This is a genomic window from Buttiauxella noackiae, assembly GCF_000737905.1.
GTDB lineage: Bacteria > Pseudomonadota > Gammaproteobacteria > Enterobacterales > Enterobacteriaceae > Buttiauxella > Buttiauxella noackiae.
The window spans coordinates 774,373-798,157 of the sequence record NZ_JPRU01000002.1 but is presented as its reverse complement, the minus strand read 5'-3'; the positions used below and the strand labels follow the sequence as shown (position 1 = coordinate 798,157).

Annotated in this window: 20 protein-coding genes; all 20 read left to right on the top strand. The window is 42.2% G+C overall.

The features are described from left to right. The first annotated feature begins 140 nt into the window (after positions 1-140). The 20 genes from cpsG to gndA all read left to right on the top strand — a co-directional run bounded on the left by cpsG (position 141) and on the right by gndA (position 23,699). Complete coding sequence (gene cpsG / locus IX31_RS12180; RefSeq protein ID WP_034458460.1) at positions 141-1,511, top strand: colanic acid biosynthesis phosphomannomutase CpsG; 1,371 nt, start codon at positions 141-143, stop codon at positions 1,509-1,511. 109 nt (positions 1,512-1,620) lie between these two features. Next, positions 1,621-3,015 carry an undecaprenyl-phosphate glucose phosphotransferase gene (wcaJ, locus tag IX31_RS12175; protein WP_034460047.1) on the top strand — a complete coding sequence of 465 codons (1,395 nt, stop codon included), beginning with the start codon at positions 1,621-1,623 and terminating at the stop codon, positions 3,013-3,015. Between the two features lie 63 nt (positions 3,016-3,078). Further along, on the top strand, positions 3,079-4,557 hold the full coding sequence (locus IX31_RS12170) for an MOP flippase family protein (protein WP_034458459.1): 1,479 nt from the start codon (positions 3,079-3,081) through the stop codon (positions 4,555-4,557). 27 nt (positions 4,558-4,584) lie between these two features. After that, positions 4,585-5,865 (top strand): colanic acid biosynthesis pyruvyl transferase WcaK, encoded by a 1,281-nt coding sequence (gene wcaK, locus IX31_RS12165; RefSeq protein ID WP_034458457.1) that lies wholly within the window; start codon positions 4,585-4,587, stop codon positions 5,863-5,865. Next, positions 5,862-7,082, top strand: coding sequence for a colanic acid biosynthesis glycosyltransferase WcaL (gene wcaL, locus IX31_RS12160; RefSeq protein ID WP_034458455.1), 1,221 nt, complete (start codon positions 5,862-5,864; stop codon positions 7,080-7,082). Before wcaK ends, wcaL begins: the two co-directional genes overlap by 4 nt. A gap of 6 nt (positions 7,083-7,088) precedes the next feature. Then, complete coding sequence (gene wcaM / locus IX31_RS12155; protein ID WP_051880702.1) at positions 7,089-8,516, top strand: colanic acid biosynthesis protein WcaM; 1,428 nt, start codon at positions 7,089-7,091, stop codon at positions 8,514-8,516. Between the two features lie 176 nt (positions 8,517-8,692). Next, complete coding sequence (gene galF, locus IX31_RS12150; protein WP_034458453.1) at positions 8,693-9,589, top strand: UTP--glucose-1-phosphate uridylyltransferase GalF; 897 nt, start codon at positions 8,693-8,695, stop codon at positions 9,587-9,589. Positions 9,590-10,015: 426 nt separating this feature from the next. Continuing rightward, entirely contained in the window at positions 10,016-11,101 is a 1,086-nt protein-coding gene (gene rfbB, locus IX31_RS12145; RefSeq protein WP_034458451.1) for a dTDP-glucose 4,6-dehydratase, read from the top strand. Then, a complete protein-coding gene (gene rfbD / locus IX31_RS12140; RefSeq protein ID WP_034458449.1) occupies positions 11,098-11,997 on the top strand; it encodes a dTDP-4-dehydrorhamnose reductase in 900 nt (299 codons plus the stop codon). The genes rfbB and rfbD overlap by 4 nt, the downstream gene beginning before the upstream one ends. Before the next feature lie 58 nt (positions 11,998-12,055). Then, entirely contained in the window at positions 12,056-12,934 is an 879-nt protein-coding gene (rfbA, locus tag IX31_RS12135) for a glucose-1-phosphate thymidylyltransferase RfbA (RefSeq protein ID WP_034458447.1), read from the top strand. Positions 12,935-12,936: 2 nt separating this feature from the next. Further along, on the top strand, positions 12,937-13,470 hold the full coding sequence (gene rfbC, locus IX31_RS12130) for a dTDP-4-dehydrorhamnose 3,5-epimerase (RefSeq protein WP_034458444.1): 534 nt from the start codon (positions 12,937-12,939) through the stop codon (positions 13,468-13,470). A gap of 135 nt (positions 13,471-13,605) precedes the next feature. Beyond that, the gene (locus tag IX31_RS12125; RefSeq protein ID WP_034458441.1) at positions 13,606-14,721 is read left to right on the top strand and encodes an EpsG family protein; all 1,116 of its coding nucleotides are present in this window, start codon (positions 13,606-13,608) and stop codon (positions 14,719-14,721) included. Positions 14,722-14,751: 30 nt separating this feature from the next. After that, complete coding sequence (locus IX31_RS12120) at positions 14,752-15,579, top strand: glycosyltransferase (protein WP_034460043.1); 828 nt, start codon at positions 14,752-14,754, stop codon at positions 15,577-15,579. Further along, positions 15,579-16,685, top strand: a complete 1,107-nt coding sequence (locus IX31_RS12115; RefSeq protein WP_034458439.1) for a glycosyltransferase — start codon at positions 15,579-15,581, stop codon at positions 16,683-16,685. The genes IX31_RS12120 and IX31_RS12115 overlap by 1 nt, the downstream gene beginning before the upstream one ends. After that, a complete protein-coding gene (locus IX31_RS12110) occupies positions 16,682-17,530 on the top strand; it encodes a glycosyltransferase family protein (protein WP_157837373.1) in 849 nt (282 codons plus the stop codon). The genes IX31_RS12115 and IX31_RS12110 overlap by 4 nt, the downstream gene beginning before the upstream one ends. A 31-nt stretch (positions 17,531-17,561) precedes the next feature. Then, positions 17,562-18,482, top strand: coding sequence for a glycosyltransferase family 2 protein (locus IX31_RS12105; protein WP_034458435.1), 921 nt, complete (start codon positions 17,562-17,564; stop codon positions 18,480-18,482). Beyond that, the gene (locus tag IX31_RS12100) at positions 18,482-19,726 is read left to right on the top strand and encodes an oligosaccharide flippase family protein (protein ID WP_034458433.1); all 1,245 of its coding nucleotides are present in this window, start codon (positions 18,482-18,484) and stop codon (positions 19,724-19,726) included. The genes IX31_RS12105 and IX31_RS12100 overlap by 1 nt, the downstream gene beginning before the upstream one ends. 61 nt (positions 19,727-19,787) lie before the next feature. Further along, positions 19,788-20,696 carry a glycosyltransferase family 2 protein gene (locus IX31_RS12095; RefSeq protein WP_034460040.1) on the top strand — a complete coding sequence of 303 codons (909 nt, stop codon included), beginning with the start codon at positions 19,788-19,790 and terminating at the stop codon, positions 20,694-20,696. Between the two features lie 18 nt (positions 20,697-20,714). Then, positions 20,715-22,139, top strand: coding sequence for an undecaprenyl-phosphate galactose phosphotransferase WbaP (wbaP, locus tag IX31_RS12090; protein WP_122974013.1), 1,425 nt, complete (start codon positions 20,715-20,717; stop codon positions 22,137-22,139). Positions 22,140-22,289: 150 nt separating this feature from the next. Next, positions 22,290-23,699 carry an NADP-dependent phosphogluconate dehydrogenase gene (gene gndA, locus IX31_RS12085; protein WP_034458430.1) on the top strand — a complete coding sequence of 470 codons (1,410 nt, stop codon included), beginning with the start codon at positions 22,290-22,292 and terminating at the stop codon, positions 23,697-23,699. The last annotated feature ends 86 nt before the right edge of the window (positions 23,700-23,785 follow it).

The window sequence follows — 23,785 nt, the reverse complement described above, 5'->3', positions numbered from 1 at the left end:
CCGGTCACTTAGTTAACTAAGCTCCCGGCGATGCACGCAGTTGCCGCCTTCCTGCAACGTGAAATCTAATGGTTATACATTTTAGAAAAAGTTATCTCCGTACTGGAGAGGGCTGACTGTTGCCTGAAAAGAGGTAAAACATGACTGAATTGACCTGTTTTAAAGCCTATGACATTCGCGGCAAGCTGGGCGAAGAGTTGAACGAAGAGATTGCTGAACGTATTGGCCGCGCGTATGGCGAGTACCTGAAACCGAAAACCATTGTACTGGGCGGCGATGTTCGCCTGACCAGCGAAGCATTGAAGTTAGCGCTGGCGAAAGGGTTGCAGGATGCAGGCGTGGATGTGCTGGATATCGGCCTGTCCGGCACCGAAGAGATCTACTTTGCCACCTGGCATCTGAACGTGGACGGCGGTATTGAAGTGACCGCCAGCCATAATCCGATGGACTACAACGGCATGAAACTGGTGCGCGAAGGGGCTCGCCCGATTAGCGGCGACACCGGTCTGCGTGATGTTCAGCGCCTGGCAGAAGCCAACGACTTCCCGCCGGTGGACGCGGTGAAACGTGGCAGCTACCAGAAGATTTCAGTGGTGGAGGCGTACATCGACCACCTGTTCTCGTACATCAACGTCGCCAACATCAAACCGCTGAAGCTGGTGATTAACTCCGGTAACGGCGCGGCAGGCCCGATTGTTGATGCCATCGAAGCCCGCTTTAAATCCCTGAACGTGCCGCTGACGTTTATCAAAGTACACAACCAGCCTGACGGTAATTTCCCGAACGGTATCCCGAACCCACTGCTGCCGGAGTGCCGCGACGATACCCGCAATGCGGTGATTGAACACGGCGCGGATATGGGGATCGCCTTTGACGGTGATTTCGACCGCTGCTTCCTGTTTGACGAACACGGTCAGTTTATCGAGGGCTATTACATCGTTGGCCTGCTGGCGGCGGCGTTCCTTGAAAAACAACCTGGCGCAAAAATTATCCATGACCCGCGCCTGTCGTGGAACACGGTAGATATCGTGGAGCGGGCAGGCGGCACACCGGTGATGTCGAAAACCGGCCATGCGTTTATCAAAGAGCGTATGCGAGAGGAAGACGCGATTTACGGCGGCGAAATGAGCGCTCACCACTATTTCCGTGATTTTGCCTACTGCGACAGCGGAATGATCCCGTGGCTACTGGTGACGGAGCTGTTATGCCTGAAAGGGAAAACCCTGGGCGAACTGGTACACGACCGGATGGCGGCATGGCCCGCGAGTGGGGAAATCAACAGCAAACTGGCGGACCCGAAAGTCGCGATTGCGCGTGTGCAGCAGCACTTTGCGCCGCACGCGACGGATGTGGACCACACCGACGGCGTGAGCATGGCGTTTGCCGACTGGCGTTTTAACCTGCGCAGTTCAAATACCGAACCGGTAGTGCGCCTGAATGTGGAATCGCGCAGTAATGAACAACTGATGCAGGCGCGAACACAGGAAATTATGGAACTGTTAAATCAGTGATTTGTGGGGACGGAGATCTTCTGGAATTTGTAGGGTGGATGGCACTTCGTTTATCCACCCTACAGAGGCGCAGAAGGGGATCCGTCACCCTTTTAATAAAGGTAAAACGATGACAAACCTAAAAAAGCGCGAGCTGCCAAAAACTAACGCATCGTTAATCTCTATGGTGCAACGTTTTTCTGACATAACCATTATGTTTGTTGGCTTATGGGTGGTATGTAAAGTCAACGCGTTACCGTTCTTGTATATGCATTTGCTAATGGCGTTGCTGGCACTCGTCGTATTCCAGATGATTGGTGGAATCACTGATTTTTATCGTTCCTGGCGTGGAGTGAGAATTTCCAGTGAATTGATGCTGCTGTTGCAAAACTGGACTTTAAGCCTGATTTTCAGCGCGGGCCTGCTGGCGTTTAACCCTGACTTTGATGGCTCATTCTGGGTGTATCTGGCCTGGTATGTGCTGACCAGTTTCGGCATGGTGATGTGCCGTTCGTTTATTCGCTTCGGTGCCGGTTGGTTGCGCAATATGGGCTACAACACGCGCCGTATTGCCATCGCAGGTTCACTGCCGGTGGGTTACACGCTGGCCGAAAGTTTCCGTAACGAACCGTGGTTAGGCTTTGATGTCACCGGGGTGTATGACGATCAGCAGCCTGAATCTCCACACGGTGATTATGCAGGCTCTTTTGCCGACCTGGTTGAACAAGCGCGCGCGGGGCAAATCGACAATATCTATATCGCCATGGCGATGAGTGAAGAAGCACAGATTAAAACGCTGGTGCGTGAGCTCACAGACACCACCTGTTCGGTGATGCTAATCCCCGATGTCTTCACCTTCAATATTCTTAACTCCCGCACTGAAGAAGTTAACGGTGTGCCAGTTGTACCGCTGTTTGCTACCCCACTAAACGGTATCAACCGGATTCTGAAGCGTCTCGAAGATATCGTGTTGTCGGCGATGATCCTGCTGTTTATTTCCCCGGTACTGCTGTGTATCAGTGCGGCGGTAAAACTGACTTCGCCTGGCCCGGTTATCTTCCGTCAGACTCGTTACGGCATGGATGGAAAGCCAATCAAAGTATGGAAGTTCCGCTCCATGAAAGTGATGGAAAACGATGCCGTCGTGACTCAGGCCACCAAAGGCGACAAGCGTATTACGCCGGTGGGGAATTTCCTGCGCCGCACCTCACTGGATGAACTGCCGCAGTTTATTAATGTGCTGATGGGTGAGATGTCGATTGTTGGCCCGCGTCCGCATGCGGTTGCGCATAACGAGCAATATCGTCTGCTGATTGAAGGCTACATGCTGCGCCATAAAGTGAAACCGGGCATTACCGGCTGGGCGCAAATCAACGGCTGGCGCGGTGAAACCGACACGCTTGAGAAAATGGAAAAGCGCGTTGAGTTTGACCTGGAATACATCCGTGAATGGAGCCTCTGGTTTGACATCAAAATTGTCTTCCTGACCATCTTTAAAGGCTTTGTTAACAAAGCTGCGTATTAAGTGACGAACCTTTTTGTAGGTCGGATAAGCGCAGCGTCATCCGACAAATTAACGGATAACACAATGAGCCTGAGAGAAAAAACCATCAGCGGTGCAAAATGGTCTGCCATCGCTACGGTGATAATCATTAGCCTTGGCCTGGTGCAGATGACGGTGCTGGCACGCATTGTCGATAACCACGAATTTGGCCTGCTGACCATCTCGCTGGTAATTATCGCGCTGGCCGATACGCTGTCGGATTTTGGTATTGCTAATTCGATTATCCAGCGCAAAGAAATCAGCCACCTTGAACTCACCACGTTGTATTGGTTGAACGTTGGCCTGGGATTAGTGGTGTTTGCGCTGGTGTTTTTGCTCAGCGATGTGATTGCCTCGGTGCTGCATGCACCGAAGCTCGCGCCACTGATTAAAATGCTGTCATTTGCTTTTATTGTCATTCCCCATGGTCAGCAATTCCGCGCGCTTATGCAAAAAGAGCTCGAGTTTTCAAAAATTGGCTCAATTGAAACCGTCTCAGTGATGGCGGGCTTTACCGTGACCGTGGGGGCTGCGATGTATTACCCGTTCGCTATGACCGCCATCGTCGGTTACCTGGTGAACACCGTGGTGCGTACCTCTCTGTTTGGTTTCTTTGGCCGCAAGATTTATCGCCCAGGTCTGCATTTTTCGCTGAAGTCGGTTTGCTCGAACCTGAAATTTGGCGCGTGGTTGACCGCAGATAGCATTATTAATTATGTGAATACCAACCTCTCTACGTTGGTGCTGGCGCGCATCCTGGGGGCGAGCATCGCCGGCGGTTACAACCTTGCTTATAACGTGGCGGTGGTGCCACCGATGAAGCTGAACCCGATTATCACCCGCGTGTTATTCCCGGCATTTGCCAAGATTCAGGACGATACCGACAAATTACGCCTCAATTTCTACAAGTTGCTGTCGATTGTCGGAATCATCAACTTCCCCGCGCTGCTTGGTCTGCTGGTGATATCGAACAACTTTGTGCCGCTGGTATTTGGTGAGAAGTGGCAGTTTATTACCCCAATTTTGCAACTGCTGTGCGTGGTGGGGCTGCTGCGTTCTATTGGTAACCCTATCGGGTCGCTGTTGATGGCTAAAGCGCGAGTCGATATAAGCTTTAAATTTAATGTCTTCAAAACCTGCTTGTTTATCCCGGCGATTATTGTTGGTGGCCATCTTGCTGGCGCACTGGGTGTGACGCTCGGCTTCTTATTCGTGCAGGTGGTGAACACCGTTCTGAGCTACTTCATCATGATTAAGCCGGTGCTGGGGTCCAGTTACCGCCAGTACATTCAGAGCATCTGGCTACCGTTTTATCTTTCGATTCCAACCATTGTAGTGAGCGGCGCGCTGGGGATTGCCCTGAAAGGCCATCTCGCGCTCGGTTTACTGGTGGGCGTACAAATTGCGGCTGGCGCATTAGCCTTTATCGTCATGCTGGTGCTCTCACGTAATGCGCTGGTGGTGGAGATGAAGCGCCAGTTTTGCCGTAACGACCGTTTAAAAACACTGCTTCGCGCAAGCTAAAACCCCTTAATAAGAGGTCTGATTTATATGAAATTATTGATTCTTGGCAACCACACCTGCGGCAACCGCGGTGACAGCGCCATTTTGCGCGGACTGATCGATGCGATTACCACCATTGATGAAACCGTGCAGGTTGATGTGATGAGCCGTTATCCGGTGAGTTCAGCATGGTTGCTGGGCCGCCCGGTGATGGGCGACGGCCTGTATAAGCAGATGAAGCAGCACAACAATGCCGTTGGGCTGATGGGGCGGGTAAAGAAAGTGCTGCGCCGTAAATATCAGCACCAGGTTTTGCTGGCAAAAGCCACTGACAACGGGCGTTTGCGCAATATCTCCATCCCACAGGGATTTATTGATTTTGTGAAGTCGCTGCAAAAATATGACGCAATTATTCAGGTCGGCGGCTCTTTCTTTGTCGACTTATACGGCGTTTCTCAGTTCGAGCATGCGTTGTGCAGTTTTATGGCGAAAAAACCGGTGTACATGATTGGTCATAGCGTTGGGCCGTTCCAGGACCCGCAGTTTAATCATCTTGCCAGCTATGTTTTTGGCCATGCCGAATCGCTGATTTTGCGTGAGTCCGTCAGCCTCGACTTGATGAAGCAAAGCAATATTGATAGCAGCAAAGTGGAGCAGGGCGTTGACACCGCCTGGCTTGTGGATCATCACAATGACAGCTTTGTGCCGAGCTACGCGGTGCAGCATTGGCTGGAAACGATCAAGCGCAAGAAAACCGTCGCCATTACGCTGCGTGAACTGGCACCTTTCGACAAACGCCTTGGTACCACGCAGCAGGCCTACGAACAGGCGTTCGCCTCTGTTGTGAATCGTGTCATTGACCAGGGTTACCAGGTGCTGGCGTTGTCGACCTGTACGGGTATCGACAGCTACAACAAAGATGACCGCATGGTGGCACTCAATCTACGCCAGTATGTGAACGACCCCGAGCAATACCATGTGGTGATGGACGAACTTAACGACCTTGAGATGGGCAAGATTCTCGGCGAATGCGAGCTGACGGTTGGTACACGCCTGCATTCAGCCATCATCTCCATGAACTTCGGCACGCCTGCGATCGCGATTAACTATGAACACAAATCCGCGGGTATCATGAAGCAGCTCGGTATGCCGGAGATGGCGATTGAAATTCGCCAGTTACTCAACGGCTCTTTACAGAGTGTGGTAGCGGATGTCCTCGGCCAATTACCGGCAATAAAAGAGCGTCTGGCTCATGCGGTGCGTGCAGAGCGTGAAGATGGTTTACGCATGGTTGAGTCGGTGTTAAAGCGTGTTAAGGGGGAGAAATGAAAGTTGGCTTCTTCCTGCTCAAATTCCCCGTGGCATCCGAAACTTTTGTGCTCAACCAGATAACGGCATTTATCGATATGGGCTATGAGGTGGAAATTGTCGCCATCCAGAAGGGCGATTTGACCAATACGCACGCGGCATTCAAAGAGTACGACCTGGCTGCGAAAACCACCTGGCTGATGGACGAACCTTCGGGGAAGGCAGCAAAACTGCAATCACGAGCCTTGAACACTCTGCGTGGCGCGTTTCGCCCGCAGACCTGGCGTGCGCTAAATTCGAAGCGCTATGGCGAGGAGGCGCGCAACCTGATTCTCTCCTCTATTTGTGGTCGTAACCCGCAAACCGTGCAGGCTGATGTATTTATCGCCCACTTCGGCCCTGCGGGAGTGACGGCGGCAAAGCTGCGTGAACTGGGGCTGCTTAAAGGGAAAATTGCTACGGTTTTCCATGGCATTGATATTTCAGGGCGTGAGGCGCTTGCGCACTACGCCCCGGAGTATCAAAAACTCTTTATGCGTGGCGATTTGATGCTGCCAATAAGCAATCTGTGGGCGGGGCGTTTGCAAAAAATGGGCTGCCCGGCCAACAAAATTACCGTTTCGCGTATGGGCGTGGATATGGAGCGGTTTTCGCAGCGCTGCGTAAAAGCTCCGGCCAAAACACTGGGGATTATTTCGGTAGCACGATTGACCGAGAAGAAAGGTCTGCATGTAGCAATTGAAGCCTGCCTGTTGCTAAAAGAACGTGGCGTGAAGTTCCGTTACAACATTCTCGGTATTGGCCCGTGGGAAACGCGCCTGCGTACACTTATCGAACAAAATCAGCTTGATGATGTGGTGTTTATGCCGGGGTTTAAACCTAACCACGAAGTGAAAGCGATGCTGGATGAAGCCGACGTGTTCTTACTGCCGTCGATAACCGGGGAAGATGGCGATATGGAAGGCATTCCGGTGGCACTGATGGAGGCGATGGCTGTGGGGATCCCGGTTATCTCCACCGTACATAGCGGTATTCCTGAACTGATTGATGCTGGGCGTTCAGGCTGGCTGGTGCCGGAGAAAGATGCGGCAGCACTAGCGGAGACTTTGCAGGCATTCGGTAACATCGAAGCAGATGAGCTGAAACCTATGCTGAACTTTGCTCGCGAAAAAGTTGAAACTGAATTCAACCAGAAGGTTATCTACCAGCAACTCGCCCGCCAGTTACAGATGTTATGAGGACGTATGCGCAAACCATTTAAAACTCCCCACACCTCCTTTTCTCCCTCCCGCCGCATATTACTAAAAGCCAGTTCAGTACTGGCTGCGGTGCCATTCATTTTACCTCGCAGTGCGTTTGCCACTGGTCTTAAAAACGAGGTCAACGTGCAAAAATTCTACAGCGGTGACTGGATTGCCGCATTCAAACAAGCATTCTCCGCAGCTGATACCGTGTTCGTGCCGGCCGATTTGGTTTGTGACAACATCAATACCGCGATTTTTATGCCTGAAGGCAAAACGTTGCATGTCGCTGGTGGTTTAAAGGGCAATGGCAAAGGGCGTTTTGTACTGCAGGAGAGTTGCAAGGTATTGGGGGAGAGGGGAGGGCGGTTTAATAATATCACCCTAGATGTGCGTGGCTCAGACTGCACTATCAAAGGTATTGATATGAGCGGTTTTGTACCTGTCACACAGATTTACATTGGCGGCAAAGAGAAACGCACCATGCGTAACCTGGTGATTGACCAGATTACCGTGCACGATGCGAACTATGCGATTTTGCGCCAGGGTTTCCATAATCGGATGGAGAACGTGAGGATTACTAACGGCCATTTTAGCTGCTTGCAAGGTGATGCGATCGAATGGAATGTGGCGATTAACGACCATAACCTGCTTATCTCTGACCATGTGATTGAAAACATCGATTGCACCAATGGGAAGATCAACTGGGGTATTGGGATTGGGCTTGCGGGCAGTACTTACGACAATGAGTACCCGGAAGACCAGGCCGTGAAGAACTTTGTCGTGGCGAATATTACCGGTAGTAACTGTCGGCAATTAATACACGTCGAGAACGGCAAACACTTTGTTATCCGCAATATTAAGGCGCGTAATATTAATCATACTTTCAGCCAGAAAGCGGGGATTGATAACGCTACAATAGCAATTTATGGCTGTGATAATTTCGTGATTGATAATATCGATATGAAAGAGAGTGCGGGATTTCTTATTGGTTATGGCGTGATCAAAGGTAAATATTTATCTATTCCGCAAAATTTCAAATTAAACGATATTAGGCTTGATAATACGGATATGCAGTATAAAAGCCGCGGAATACAGATTTCTTCGGGTAACGCGACCTCCTTCGTGGCCATCACCAATGTGGCGATAAAGCGCTCAACACTTGAAGTGCATAACAAACCACAACATTTGTTTCTGCGAAACATCGACGTCATGCAGCATTCTGATGCTGGGCCTGCGCTGAAGCTAAACTTCGACCTGCGCAAAGATGTGCGCGGGCGCTTTATGGCTAAGGAGGATACGTTGCTGTCGCTTGCGAATGTGCGTGCCGTTAATGAGAAGGGGCAGAGTTCGATGGATATCGACCGGGTTGACCAGCGGCATGTGAACACGAGTGGGTTGAATTTTGTGCTGCCAGCCGCGGTTAAGTAGATTGTCAAACCACATTACGAATTTTCCGAGCTTTTGCAATGCATAAATCAAGGTTTTGGTTTTGCGTACTTTATTGAGAACGTTAAGATGATGTACTAATTCTGGGGATCAATTCATGCTGGCATCAACGCACGAAAAGACTATAATCCCCCAACCATTTCGAGGTGGGCTTGAATATGATTAATTTGAAAGCAGTTATTCCGGTAGCAGGCTTGGGCATGCATATGTTGCCTGCAACAAAAGCTATCCCAAAAGAGATGTTACCGATCGTCGATAAGCCGATGATTCAATATATTGTCGATGAGATCGTCGCTGCCGGCATCAAAGAAATCGTGCTGGTAACGCATTCTTCCAAGAATGCAGTTGAAAACCACTTCGACACCTCTTATGAACTAGAAGCTCTGCTTGAACAACGTGTTAAACGTCAGTTGCTTGCTGAGGTTCAGTCAATTTGTCCTCCTGGCGTGACGATTATGAACGTTCGCCAGGCTCAACCGCTGGGTCTGGGTCATTCCATTTTGTGCGCCCGACCGGTTGTTGGCGATAACCCATTTGTTGTCGTGTTACCTGACGTTATCCTCGATGGCGCCAGTGCTGACCCATTGCGCTATAATTTAGCTGCTATTGTTGAGCGTTTCAGAGAGACAGGGCGTAGCCAAGTTTTGGCAAAACGTATGCCTAATGTAGATTTATCTGAGTACTCAGTGATTACGACCGAAGAGCCACTGCAAAATGATGGGCAAATTGGCCGTATTGTTGATTTTGTTGAAAAACCGGATCAACCGCAGACTCTCGATTCTGACATCGCTGCTGTTGGCCGTTATGTTCTATCCGCAGATATCTGGTCTGAACTTGAGAAAACCGAGCCGGGTGCATGGGGTCGTATCCAGTTAACCGATGCCATCGCTGAACTGAACAAAAAGCAAGCGGTAGAAGCTGCATTGATGACTGGCGAAAGCTACGACTGCGGCAAGAAAATGGGTTATATGCAGGCATTTGTGCAATATGGTCTGCGTAACCATAAAGAAGGCCAGAAGTTCAGAGACAGCATTCACAAGTTGTTGGCTCGCTGAGAGATTTAATAACAAGTGATGGTACATATTTGATACAAAGAGCGGCAGTCAATAGTGGCGGTGAGGTTACATTTTGAAACCTTGCCAAGACTGATTGCCGTTTTTTTTGAGTAGCATGTTACAAAGTGTGTTTGCCTGGGATGGCAAGACATTCGAATGAACAAAAGAGGGTGGCCACACCGAAGCCACTGATGTAGTAAGGTCTTGTTCATTCGAATGTTTCGTAAAATTGAGCCCAGCATAGTTCAGGGGATTGTTCTATGCATTAAGTGTTTAGTGTTCTGGTAGCTATTGAGCCAGGGGCGGTAGCATGGCTTGAGTAAATTATTCCCCTTTTGTATTACCTGTTATTACCTCAATTAATTCACACGTCCGATATTCATTTATCGAAGAAAATCACTACAAGATTAAAGAGAGACTGCTCCCGTGAAAATTCTTGTTACTGGCGGCGCTGGCTTTATTGGCTCTGCTGTCGTTCGTCATATTATAAATAACACCCAAGATAGCGTCGTTAACGTCGATAAATTAACCTATGCAGGTAATCTTGAATCATTGGCAGAAGTTTCTGGCGATGATCGCTATGCTTTTGTGCAAGCAGATATTTGTGACAGAAATGCACTGGACAAAATTTTTGCCGAGCACCAGCCAGATTCGGTGATGCATTTGGCAGCGGAAAGCCATGTTGATCGTTCTATCACAGGGCCTGCTGAATTTATCGAAACCAACATTGTTGGCACATATACATTGCTTGAAGCTGCTCGTGCATACTGGTCGCAACTGAGTGATGAGCGCAAAATCAATTTCCGTTTCCATCATATTTCTACCGATGAAGTTTATGGTGATTTACCTCATCCGGATGAGTGCCCGGTTGGCGCAGAACTTCCATTATTTACCGAAACAACATCTTATGCGCCAAGCAGTCCTTATTCTGCGTCTAAAGCATCCAGCGACCATTTAGCCCGTGCATGGCAGCGGACATACGGCCTGCCTTGCATCGTAACTAACTGTTCAAATAACTACGGCCCGTATCACTTCCCGGAAAAATTGATTCCGTTGGTTATTCTCAATGCACTTGAAGGCAAGAATTTACCTATCTATGGGAAAGGCGACCAGATCCGTGACTGGCTTTATGTTGAAGATCACGCGCGCGCATTATATACAGTAGTAACACAAGGTTCTTTGGGTGAGACCTACAATATTGGTGGGCACAACGAGAAGAAAAATCTCGATGTTGTACTGACAATTTGTGACTTGCTGGATGAGTTGGTGCCAAAGAAAACCTCTTATCGTGAACAAATTACCTATGTTGCTGACCGTCCTGGTCATGACCGCCGTTATGCTATTGATGCAAGCAAAATAAGTCATGATTTGAACTGGAAACCACAAGAAACGTTTGAAAGTGGGATTCGCAAAACGGTTGAATGGTATTTAACTAATCAACAGTGGGTCGATAATATTAAAAGCGGTGCCTATAAATTCTGGATTGAACAGAATTATGGTGAGCGCAAATGAATATTCTGTTATTCGGAAAAACGGGACAGGTAGGCTGGGAATTACAACGTTCCCTGGCGCCTTTAGGGAACATTATTGCGGTTGACGTTCATTCGACTGAATACTGCGGTGACTTCAGTAATCCTGAAGGAGTTGCTGAAACTGTCCGTCGCGTGAAACCTGATGTTATTGTCAATGCAGCTGCCCATACTGCTGTTGATAAAGCTGAAAGTGAACGCGAGTTTGCACAGTTGCTTAATGCAACAAGTGTTGAAGCAATCGCCAAAGAAGCAGAAAAAATCAATGCCTGGTTGGTACACTATTCGACGGATTATGTCTTTCCGGGAAATGGCGAAAGGCCTTGGCTTGAAACCGATGTTACCTCACCACTTAATACTTACGGTGAAACGAAACTTGCTGGTGAAATTGCGGTGCAGCAATATTGCTCGAAGCACCTCATTTTCCGTACTAGTTGGGTATATGCAGGAAAGGGTAATAACTTCGCAAAAACTATGCTGCGTTTGGCAAAAGATCGTGAAGAACTTTCTATCATCAATGATCAATTTGGTGCCCCTACTGGTGCTGAATTGTTGGCTGACTGTACAGCTCATGCGATTACAACTGCATTGCGCAAACCTGAAGTAGCTGGTCTGTATCATCTGGTCGCATCAGGAACAACAACCTGGTTTGATTACGCGAATCTGGTATTTGCAGAAGCCAAAAATGTGGGTCTGGATCTGGCAATTAATAAAACTAATCCGGTCCCGACAAGTGCCTACCCAACTCCTGCGCTTCGTCCTCAAAACTCACGCCTTGATACTAAAAAATTCCAGCAGTCATTCGGATTAACACTGCCTTCATGGGAAATAGGTGTTAAACGAATGTTGGCCGAAATTTTTGCTTCTGCGAACGCATAATAATCATGTTCTATTAGTGGCTTGAATATGAGCCACTTTCAATTATTGGAATATTAAAATGACTTCACGTAAAGGTATTATTCTTGCTGGTGGTTCTGGTACTCGTTTATATCCAGTAACTATGGCAGTTAGTAAGCAACTATTGCCTATTTATGACAAGCCTATGATTTACTACCCGCTAAGTACTTTAATGCTGGCAGGTATTCGCGATATTTTAATTATCAGTACTCCTCAGGATACACCTCGCTTTGAACAACTACTTGGCGATGGTTCCCAATGGGGTTTGCATTTGCAATATAAAGTGCAGGAAAGCCCTGATGGTCTTGCTCAGGCATTCATTATCGGTGAAGAATTCATAGGTAATGATGATTGCGCATTGGTGCTCGGCGATAATATTTTCTACGGACATGATCTCCAGAAACAACTTGAAAATGCGGTTGCTCAAGAATCAGGTGCGACAGTCTTTGCTTATCATGTCCATGACCCTGAGCGTTACGGCGTAGTTGAATTTGATAAAGAAGGTAAGGCCATTTCTCTTGAAGAAAAGCCTCTTGAACCAAAAAGTAATTACGCTGTAACTGGCCTTTATTTTTATGACAACAGCGTTGTAGAAATGGCAAAAAGTCTCAAACCATCACCACGCGGTGAATTAGAAATTACCGATATTAACCGTATCTATATGGAACAAGGGCGTATGTCAGTAGCTATGATGGGGCGTGGCTATGCTTGGTTAGATACCGGTACCCATCAGAGTTTAATTGAAGCCAGTAACTTTATTCAGACAATTGAACTGCGTCAGGGGCTGAAAGTGGCATGTCCGGAAGAGATTGCGTTCCGTAAAGGATTTATAGATGCAGATCAGGTTAAGAAACTTGCTGCACCATTAGTTAAGAATGATTACGGAAAATATTTGCTGAAAATGATCAAAGGCTATTAAATATGAATGTTATTAAAACAGCTATACCTGAAGTACTAATCTTTGAGCCAAAGGTTTTCGGGGATGAACGAGGTTTTTTCTTAGAAAGTTTTAATCAGAATATTTTCGAAGAGACTGTTGGATATAAAGTTAATTTTGTACAAGATAATCACTCAAAATCCTACAAAGGTGTGTTACGAGGATTACATTATCAATTGTCACCTCATGCGCAAGGCAAACTTGTGCGTTGCGTTGTCGGTGAGGTTTTTGATGTTGCAGTTGATATCCGTAAAGATTCATCAACATTTGGTAAATGGGTTGGTGTAAATATTTCCGCGGAGAATAAACGACAGCTGTGGATTCCTGAAGGCTTTGCACATGGTTTCCTGGTCCTAAGTGAGACGGCGGAATTCGTCTATAAGACTACTAATTACTACCATCCACAAAGTGATAGTGGTTTAGCATGGAATGACCCAACCATCAATATTGTATGGCCTTTAGAACGTAATCCTGTATTGTCAGAGAAAGATATGCGCCAACCACTGCTGTGTAAGTAAATTTTTAACATACGTGCGTAAGCTTCTACTTCTCATTAATGAGATATCAATAGAGTATATAAATGTTATTTTAAAGCCAATGGTACATTATTTGTTCAAGTTGGTAATGTATATTCTCACTAAATGTGGATGACCATGTCATTTATTATTTTTTCAGTAATGCTATTTTTCTTGGCCATTCTAGAAAATAGAGGGCTATTCAAACTATCTGCGTTGCTTATTGGTTTGTTTTATTCACTTACGTTTGCGTATGGATATGACTGGATAAACTATTATGATACTTTTCTTGATGTGCGGTCAGGTGACATAAGTAGTTTCTTCACTGAACCTGGATATTTATTACTAATGCAACTATTCAATGCATTAGGATTTGGTTTTCCACAATTTACTGCGATTATTTCGTTGCTAATGTATGGCTCAATTTATTTTTTTTGCAAAGATATGAATAATCCCAGCTTAGCATTTTTCACTCTGTTCAGTATCCTCAGTTTTTTTATGCTGACAGAACAAGTTCGCCAAGGGTTGGCACTTTGTATACTACTTTGGGGTATTAGGGGGTTACACCAAGGAAATATCAGACATTTTTTAATTGTAGTATTTGTTGCTGTTTTTTTTCATATATCAGCAATTATATCTGTGTTGTTCCTGTTTATTCGGAAAAATACAGGGGCTGGAATGTTGAAGTTCTCCCTTACATCCAGTTTATTCGTTATTGGTCTGTTGTATGCGCTTTATCATCCCGAAATATTCAGCAATATACCTTTTGTTGGCCAAAAGATAGTTGCATATGCCCGTTTTTTCGAAGAAAAAAATGTTGGATTTTGGGAGTATATATTGGGTTCAAGGTTAGTGTTTATATATTTTTTCCTTTACTTACTGTTATTTATAATAAGAAAGCAAGAGAGGGGGATATATTCTGGTGTCAACTCAGTATTCATGCTTTTTCTAAGTAGATTGTCTCCATACTTGGTGAGGGTAGGGTATTTCTTTGTGCCATATTTAGTTATATCTGTAGATGATTATATGAGTCAACAGGGAAAAGGATTTCATACAAGACTCAATAAATTATTATATATAATAATTATTTTTATGGTCTCAAGTATACCTGCATGGAATCCAGTTTATTGGGAAGGTTCAAAAACATTTCTGACTATATTCTCAAATACACATGATATCAATAATGAGATTCTGAGGAAGTGCGATATACTTAGAGCTCATTACGATCATATTGTTATAGAGCAATGTCGTTAATGTTACTTTTCAATGGTTATTGAAGGCCCTATGAATACAGAAAAAAAAGTACTAGTACTGATGGTTACGCATAATAGTCAGAAATTTACTCATTGGGCACTAGAGCCATTAATAAACAACGGTATGTGTCAAATCAGAATTGTAGATTCGGGATCTAAGGACACAAGTTATTTGCAGGAGTATAAGTTAAAAGATAATATTGACATTCTTTTTGAAGAGAACTTAGGTTTTGCAAAAGCAAACAATGTAGGACTAAAAGATATTCAAAATTTCAAATTTGTGCTATTTCTTAATCCTGATGCAAGAATTGAAAAAAACGAACTGGCAATTTTAATAGAGCGGGCCGATTCTTGTGAATATGAATCAATAGGCATGTTCTCAGTTAGCCTTGAGAAGTATTCTATTGTTGAAAAGAAAGCACTTTCATATTACGACTCATTAGGAATATATTGTGATATGGTTGGGCGATGGAAAGATATTCAACGTCCATGCAATGTAAAACTGGAAGAAAATATTCATTATGAAGCCATATGTGGCGCATTTATGTTTTGTCGAACAAAAGCACTTTTAAGTTTACCTGACAGCAAAGGTAATATTGGGTTCGAAGAAAGTTATTATATGTATAAAGAAGATATTGAATTATCTCTTAGAATTAAAAGAAAGTTTGGCCTGAAAATATTTCATGATCTCAAAGCTTATCATTGCCGTGGTTGGGGAGGAAAGCGAAGTAAAAACCCTTACTGGGCAAGAAAACTATCAGCGGTAAATGACTTGCATCTCTCGATGTGTTATAAAAATAGAGCATTCCTCTACGCACTGATTAAGTATTTATATGTTGTTCTCTGGGAGAAAAAATAATGAATAAAGTTCTCTTTGTTACTCATGTGAATAAAGATCCCAGTAGTGGTGTGTGGAAGAAGGTGTTGGCACAACGGGATGCATTTAAACAACTTGGATTTTCAGTTGATTTAGTCTATGAGAACCATAATTCTCTAATCATTGATTCTGAGAGTGGTAAAGCTGCTTATCCTTTACGACATCGTTACTTTATATTTTATACGCTAAGTAAGCTAATCACTGTTTCATATGACTTTATCTATATTAGAAAACCGCATGGTGGATTGTACCCACTGTTTTTTTCAATGGTAATAAGTAAAGTAAAAAAAACAAATCCATTGTCTAATATTGTCATGGAAATCCCAACCTATCCTTATAATAAAGAGCATACTGGATGGAAAGGTTATCTTAGTAATTTGTTGTATAAGTTATCATTGCTCTTTTACAGAAAGCATATCGAGGAAATATTATATATAGGTGAGGGGCCTGATAAAATATATAATATAAAAGCAAGGAAAATTAGTAATGGAGTGAATCTCGAAAGAGTTAAATGTATAATGGCGGAAAAAAAGAAAAGTGAGCCATTTATCTTTGCGGGAATTGCTAATTTAATGTTTTGGCATGGTTATGATCGATTAATTAACTCTATCAGCAATTATAAAGGTCAACACGCAATAAAGTGTTATATTGTTGGTGATTCAGAACCTGAACTGACTAGGCTAAAAGCATTGGTACAGGAGTTGAATGTTTCAGATAGAGTTATTTTTACAGGTCGGCTAATAGAACAACAGATTCAGGAGCTATTAAAATCCGTTAATGTTTGTGTTGATGCTTTAGGAAGGCATCGAAGTGGCAATAACTTTAATAGCTCAATTAAGTCCAAAGAGTATACGGCGATGGGAATGCCTTTTATTAAGAGTCATATCGATGATTCATTTTTGGATGATGATTTTTTTGTATTTCAGGTTGATGCGAATGAAAATGAAATTCCTATTGATGAAATAATTGAGTGGTATAAAAGTCTTCCAGATGATTTTCCACTAAGGGCAAGATTAGCTGCTGAAGAGCGTTTTTCATGGGAAGAAATATTACGACCAATATTTCCGTATGTTCGAGATCAAAAGTGAAAAATAATGTATTGTCAATTCTTGTTGTTTTATATAATAAGGAATTGTTAGAGTCCGCAACAATTAAGTCATTGCTTAATATTGATGTATCACTTTCAGTCAATTTAACAATAGTTAACAATGGTCCATCTAGTCTCCTTGATGTTGGCTTATTTAAAGAGAGTTATTCTTATTTATTCGATTCTATTAAGATTAGTGAGTTTTTAGAAAATAAGCCATTAAGTATGGTGTATAATTATTTTTTAAGCCAATCGATGGTTTCTGATTATTTTTTATTTTTCGATGATGATTCTATTTTTGACGCCTCATTTTTAGAGTATGTTTCTAGAAGTGATGCTGATGTAATTCTACCTCGTATCAAAAGTTGTGATGACAATAAGTTCTACTATCCAGAATCTAATAATGAAATTATCGAAGAAGAATGTGTTCTTTGTGTAAAGAATATTATGTCAATAGCTTCAGGTTTAACTTTAAGTAAAAATATAATCCTAACGATGTCTAAGCATTATTCGACTACATTTGACGAACACTTTGCTCTTTATGGTATTGATACTTCTTTTTTCTTACGGCTTTCTCATGTTCGCAGTTTAGATAACAATATTTCCGTAATATGTAATGGTATTCTTTATCATTCCTTATCCAGAGCTGGCAATCAGCCTATTACAGATTTTCGTCTAAAAGAGAGATTATGTGATGCTGCATTAATTGCACGACATTACCCTAGTAAAAAACGAGTTGTTTATTTTTTTAAAAAAATTATACAAAATATTTGTTTCCTCAAACAAGAGAATGTTTTACTTCTCATAAAGTGCTATATCTCAGGAAAACATCCTAGATGCAAATAACCCAGATAACATATTAGTATAACTGACACCTATGAATGATACCGTATCAATTGCACTCGCTACTTACAATGGAAGTAAGTTCCTACCAGAAATGCTCGACTCAATTAATAAGCAAACATATCCATATTTTATGATTCATATATGTGATGATGGGTCGACAGATAATACTATTGCAACTATTAAGGGGCATAAGTTATTTGTAGATGGAAAAATAATAATACATGATGTAAATGGTGGGTGCGGTGCTCTTAAAAATTTTAAAAGGACTATTGAATATTGCACTGATAACTATATTGCATTATGTGATCAAGATGATTACTGGGTTCCAGAAAAATTGAGTGTGTTGATGAATAGCTTAAAAGAATATGAAAATAGATGTCATGGTCCCAAGTTAATCTTTTCAGATTTACAAATTGTTGATTCAACATTATCCTGCCTTTATCCTTCATTTTATTCAGCGTCAGGTAAAAGTAGTAAATGTAAAAAACCTTTGGACTTTTTGCTTAGTAACCATATTCCTGGTTGTGCGATGATGTTTAATAAAGAGTTAAAAACTCTTTTAGAACCTATTCCCGATGATATTAGAATGCATGATTGGTGGATTGCATTATTGGCTTCTTACTATGGTGAAATAATATATGAACCTTCCAGCTTAATTAAATATAGACAGCATGACACCAATACTATTGGCGCATCAGATATGATTCACCAAAATATAAGTGCTTTTCAGATGCTAAGGAATATTAGGACCTTAGTGTTAAGAAGTAAAAAAATACAAAAGGAATTCATCACTCGATTTTCAGAAATTGGATATAGATATCCCCGAGTTAATGACTCTTTTTTAAGGTTAATAGAAAACAAAACAAGTTTAATAGAAAAATATAAATTATATAAGAAAGCTAATTTAGGTGAGAGTAAGATTATATCTTTTTGTGCATGGTGGTTTTTATAATGAGTGTAAATATAAAAAGAGAAACTGCATATTTATATGTGGTTCAAATATCAAATATTATATTGCCACTTATAATGGTTCCTTATCTGGCTCATGTATTAGGTTTGGATTTTTTTGGTAAACTAAGTTTTGCTCAGGCAGTAAGTTATATTTGTATTTTTATTGTCGATTTTGGTTTCAATTTTTCTGCTGCACGCGGGATTGGAATCAATATAGGTAAAAATAAAGAAATAGATAAATTGTACAGCAATGTCCAGTTTGTTAAGATAATATTGTTTAGTATTGTTGTTGTGTTTTTGTTTTTTTTGTCACTTTTTATAAATCTCTCAGTCATTGATAGTAAATTAATGCTGCTTGGTGGTATATCATCACTAAGCTCAATTGTAATGCCCGTATGGCTATTTCAGGGGTTGGGGCGAAATTCATATGTCGCAGTACTAAATCTTATTACTCGTGTATTTTCAATGGTTTTCATTCTGCTTTTAATTAAATCAGATGCTGACATAATCACTGCCTCCAGTTTGCAGTTGCTATCACCATTAGTCGCTGGGGTAATAATGCAATATTTTATGATAAAAAAAGAAATTGTTAGATTTAAAGTAAAAGATATTTCAGTTTCTAATTCTGTTACTATAACTAAAGATAGTTTTCATAATTTCTCTGCATCATTCTTAACTCTCGGATTTACATACTTTAATCCTATATTGGTTAAACTTTTTCTTGGTGATAGCGCTCTAGGGTTATATAGTTTTGCAGAAAAGCTAGCTAATGTTTTACGGCAGTTATACATCCCTCTGGTGCAGGCTTGTTTTAGTAAAATATGTATATTATTTCAAGAGGGAAACACTCCTATTATACGGAAAATAATTCTGAAAGTTTTTGTTTTTTTTACAATTCTCACAGTAATTGCATATGTTGGTAATGTATTTTTAGGCGATTTTATTATCAGCCTATTTTTTTCTCAGTCTGCTTCTGTCTCTCAATTGCTTCTTATTATGATAATAACTCAAGGGGTTATTTCTTATTCAATGATCCTTGTTAATCTTATCATCATACCTGCAGGGTTTAGCTTTTACCTTAAGCGAGTTTATTTTAAAGCATTAGTTTCTTATGCCGTAGTTATTTATCCTTTGATTCATTTCTTTGGTGTTTATGGGGTAGCCTCTTCAATAGTTGCTGTTGAAATAATCATTGTAGCATGCTTTGGGCTATTTATATGTAAGAAAAAAATACTTCTAAATTGATTTTTAAATATAACTTAAATAGTCTATGAAGTAACTTTGAGGATCATATTGAATGAATAATTTGCGTAGTGCCATTATTATACCTACCTATAATGGTGGGTTATTGTGGAAAAAGGTTGCTCAGAGTATAAATAAACATTACAAAGGTCCAGTTATTGTTATAGACTCAGGCTCTACTGACAATACAATTAATATTGCAGAAAATAATGGTTTTGAAGTATATAGGATAAAACCAGAAGAGTTTAATCATGGCAGGACAAGGAATTATGGTGTGTCGTTAGCTTCATCAAAATGTGATATTGCGATTTTTCTTACTCAAGATGCAATCCTTCAGAATGATGAGGCAGTTTCAGGTTTAGTAGAGATGATACAAGATGATGATAAACTAGCTGCCGTATATGGAAAACAGTTACCACATGATGATGCAAACCCTTTAGCAACTCATGCCCGATATTTTAATTATGCTGATTCGGGATATATTCTCGATGAGAAAAATGCAAAGGCTTTAGGACTTAAATCAGTTTTCATGTCTAACTCGTTTGCCGCTTATCGCGTCTCGACTTTTCAAGAAATTGGAGGCTTTGCCAATAATACTATTCTTTGTGAAGATATGTTGTATGCTGCAACTGCATTATCATCGGGATTCAAGGTTGGATATCAACCAAATAGCCGGGTTCAACATTCTCATAACTATTCGGCAGTTGAAGAGTTTCGTCGTTACTTCGATATCGGCGTATTCCACATGGATCAATCATGGATAGGTCAACGTTTTGGAGGTGCACAGAGTGCCGGTTCGAATTTTATACGTTCAGAGTTAACCTATCTAGCAAAAAATGCACCGTATTATATACCTCTGGCCCTTATTAATAATAGCGCGAAGTTATTAGGCTATAAATTAGGGAAAAAATATAATTTGCTTCCAAGGGGCATTGTTAGAAAATTGAGCATGCATAAAAAATTTTGGAAATAACTATTTTTGGATATGCAAATGAACAATCCTTTAAGATTTTTTGTTATTAAATTTAGCATGGCCTTTCTTGATTTGATATTAATTGCAATTTCATTCCTTATAGCTACATTTTTGGTTAAACAAATTTTTGGTGGTTTGCATGCTTTCATATTAGAGGCTCAGTTCAATGAAAAATTAGTTACTCATTTATTGCTAAGTCTATTTTGTGTTGCTTGGTATTGGATTCGCTTACGACATTACTCATACCGCAAACCATTCTGGTTTGAACTCAAAGAAATCCTCAGAACATTGCTTATTTTTGCTATTATTGATTTAGCTATAAATGCATTTTCAAAATGGCATTTTTCTCGTTATATTTGGGTCTTTACTTGGGCTTTTGCATTTTTACTTGTTCCTCTTGGACGTAGTTTATTACGAAATTTTTTGGACAGAATTGGTCTGTGGAAGCGAGATACTGTAATCATAGGTTGTGGGAAAAATGCAATTGATGCTTATCTCGCAATAAATAGTGAGAAAAACTTGGGGTTTAAAGTTACACACTTCATTGATAGTTGCTCCAGTAGTCATCAGGAAATATTCGGGTGTCCAGTGATCAAAACTGACATTTATAGTTTAAATAAAATTGAGGATAAATCAGTTCAGTTCATTATTGCGTTAGAGTCTGATCAATCAGACTTGCGTGATACATGGATGAGAAATTTAGCTAAAAATAGATTTAGAAATGTTTCAGTCATACCAACGATTCGTGGGTTACCTTTATACGGTACTGATATGGCTTTCATTTTTAGCCATGAAGTTATGATCTTTAGAGTTAATAACAACCTCGCAAAAAGGACTTCTCAATTTCGTAAACGTATGTTTGATATTTTTGGGTCATTGGCAATTTTATCTGTTACCTCTCCATTATTCCTTTATTTATACTGGCAAGTTAAAAAAGACGGAGGCCCGGCTATCTTTGGACACGAACGTATTGGAAGAAATGGTAGCAAATTTAAATGCCTAAAATTTCGGTCCATGGTAATGAACTCTCAAGAAGTATTGAAAGAAATTCTTGAGAGTGATTCTGAATCTCGTGCAGAATGGGAAAGGGATTTCAAACTCAAAAATGATCCTCGAATCACAAAAATTGGACATTTTATTCGTAAAACAAGTTTGGATGAATTACCTCAACTTTTCAATGTGTTGACTGGGAGTATGAGTTTGGTTGGGCCTCGCCCTGTTGTTATAGAAGAGCTTAAACGTTATCAAGATTCTGTTGAATATTATTTAATGGCAAAACCTGGGATGACAGGTCTCTGGCAAGTTAGTGGACGCAATGATATTGACTACGAAACTAGGGTTTACTTTGATGCATGGTACGTAAAAAACTGGTCTATGTGGAATGATATAGCTATCCTGTTTAAAACAATAAATGTTGTATTTAAGCGGGATGGAGCATATTAGCAATACAATTCTATTATTTATTACATTGGCTAATTAACTCTAAAGGCAACACCAATTACTACCTTCTGCGCTATAACTTGAGTTAACATATCATTTACTTTACCTGCTGCTTGATTGCGGCAGGGTATTTACCCCTGACAGGAGTATGTAATGTCCAAGCAACAAATCGGCGTCGTTGGTATGGCCGTGATGGGGCGCAACCTTGCGCTGAACATAGAAAGCCGTGGCTATACCGTTTCCGTGTTCAACCGCTCTGGCGATAAAACTGAAGAAGTTATCGCAGAGAATCCGGGCAAGAAGCTTGTTCCTTACTATACGGTACAGGAGTTTGTAGAATCTCTCGAAACTCCGCGCCGTATCCTGTTGATGGTCAAGGCCGGTGAGGCCACGGACAAAACCATTGATTCTCTCAAGCCATACCTTGCGAGGGGCGATATCCTGATTGATGGTGGTAACACCTTCTTCCGGGATACAATTCGCCGTAACCGTGAGCTTTCTGCCGAAGGTTTCAACTTCATTGGTACCGGTGTTTCTGGTGGTGAAGAAGGCGCATTGAAAGGGCCTTCCATCATGCCTGGCGGTCAGAAAGAAGCTTACGAACTGGTTGCACCAATTCTTAAGCAGATCGCAGCAGTTGCTGAAGACGGTGAGCCATGTGTTACCTACATTGGTGCTGATGGTGCTGGTCACTATGTAAAAATGGTTCACAACGGTATCGAATACGGTGATATGCAATTGATTGCTGAAGCCTATTCACTGCTTAAAAATGGCCTGAATCTGTCCAATGAAGAGTTGGCAACAACCTTTACTGACTGGAACAAAGGCGAACTAAGCAGCTACCTGATTGACATCACCAAAGACATCTTCACAAAAAAAGATGAAGATGGTAACTACCTGGTTGATGTAATTCTTGATGAAGCAGCGAACAAAGGCACTGGCAAGTGGACTAGCCAGAGCTCGCTGGACTTGGGTGAACCACTGTCTCTGATTACCGAATCTGTGTTCGCTCGTTATATCTCTTCCTTGAAAGAGCAGCGTGTTGCCGCTTCTAAAGTGCTGAGTGGCCCGYATGCAAAACCATTTGCTGGCGATAAAACTGATTTTGCCGAGAAAGTGCGCCGTGCATTGTACCTGGGCAAGATTGTTTCTTACGCTCAGGGTTTCTCCCAGCTACGTTCAGCATCTGAAGAGAATAACTGGGATCTCAACTACGGAGAGATTGCTAAGATTTTCCGTGCTGGTTGCATTATCCGTGCTCAGTTCCTGCAAAAAATCACCGATGCATATGCAGAGAACCCAGCAATTGCGAACTTGCTGCTGGCGCCGTACTTCAAGAAAATTGCTGACGAATACCAGCAGGCACTGCGTGATGTGGTTTCTTACGCTGTGCAAAATGGTATTCCAACGCCAACCTTTTCTGCAGCTATCTCTTACTACGACAGCTACCGTTCAGCGGTACTGCCTGCCAACCTGATTCAGGCGCAGCGTGACTACTTTGGTGCGCATACTTATAAGCGTATTGACAAAGAAGGTGTGTTCCATACCGAGTGGTTAGATTAAATTTATAGTAAAAGTATAATCTCAACCCGGTTTATAACCGGGTTTTTTATATCAATTTTTCTATAAATATATAAAATTATTGTTAG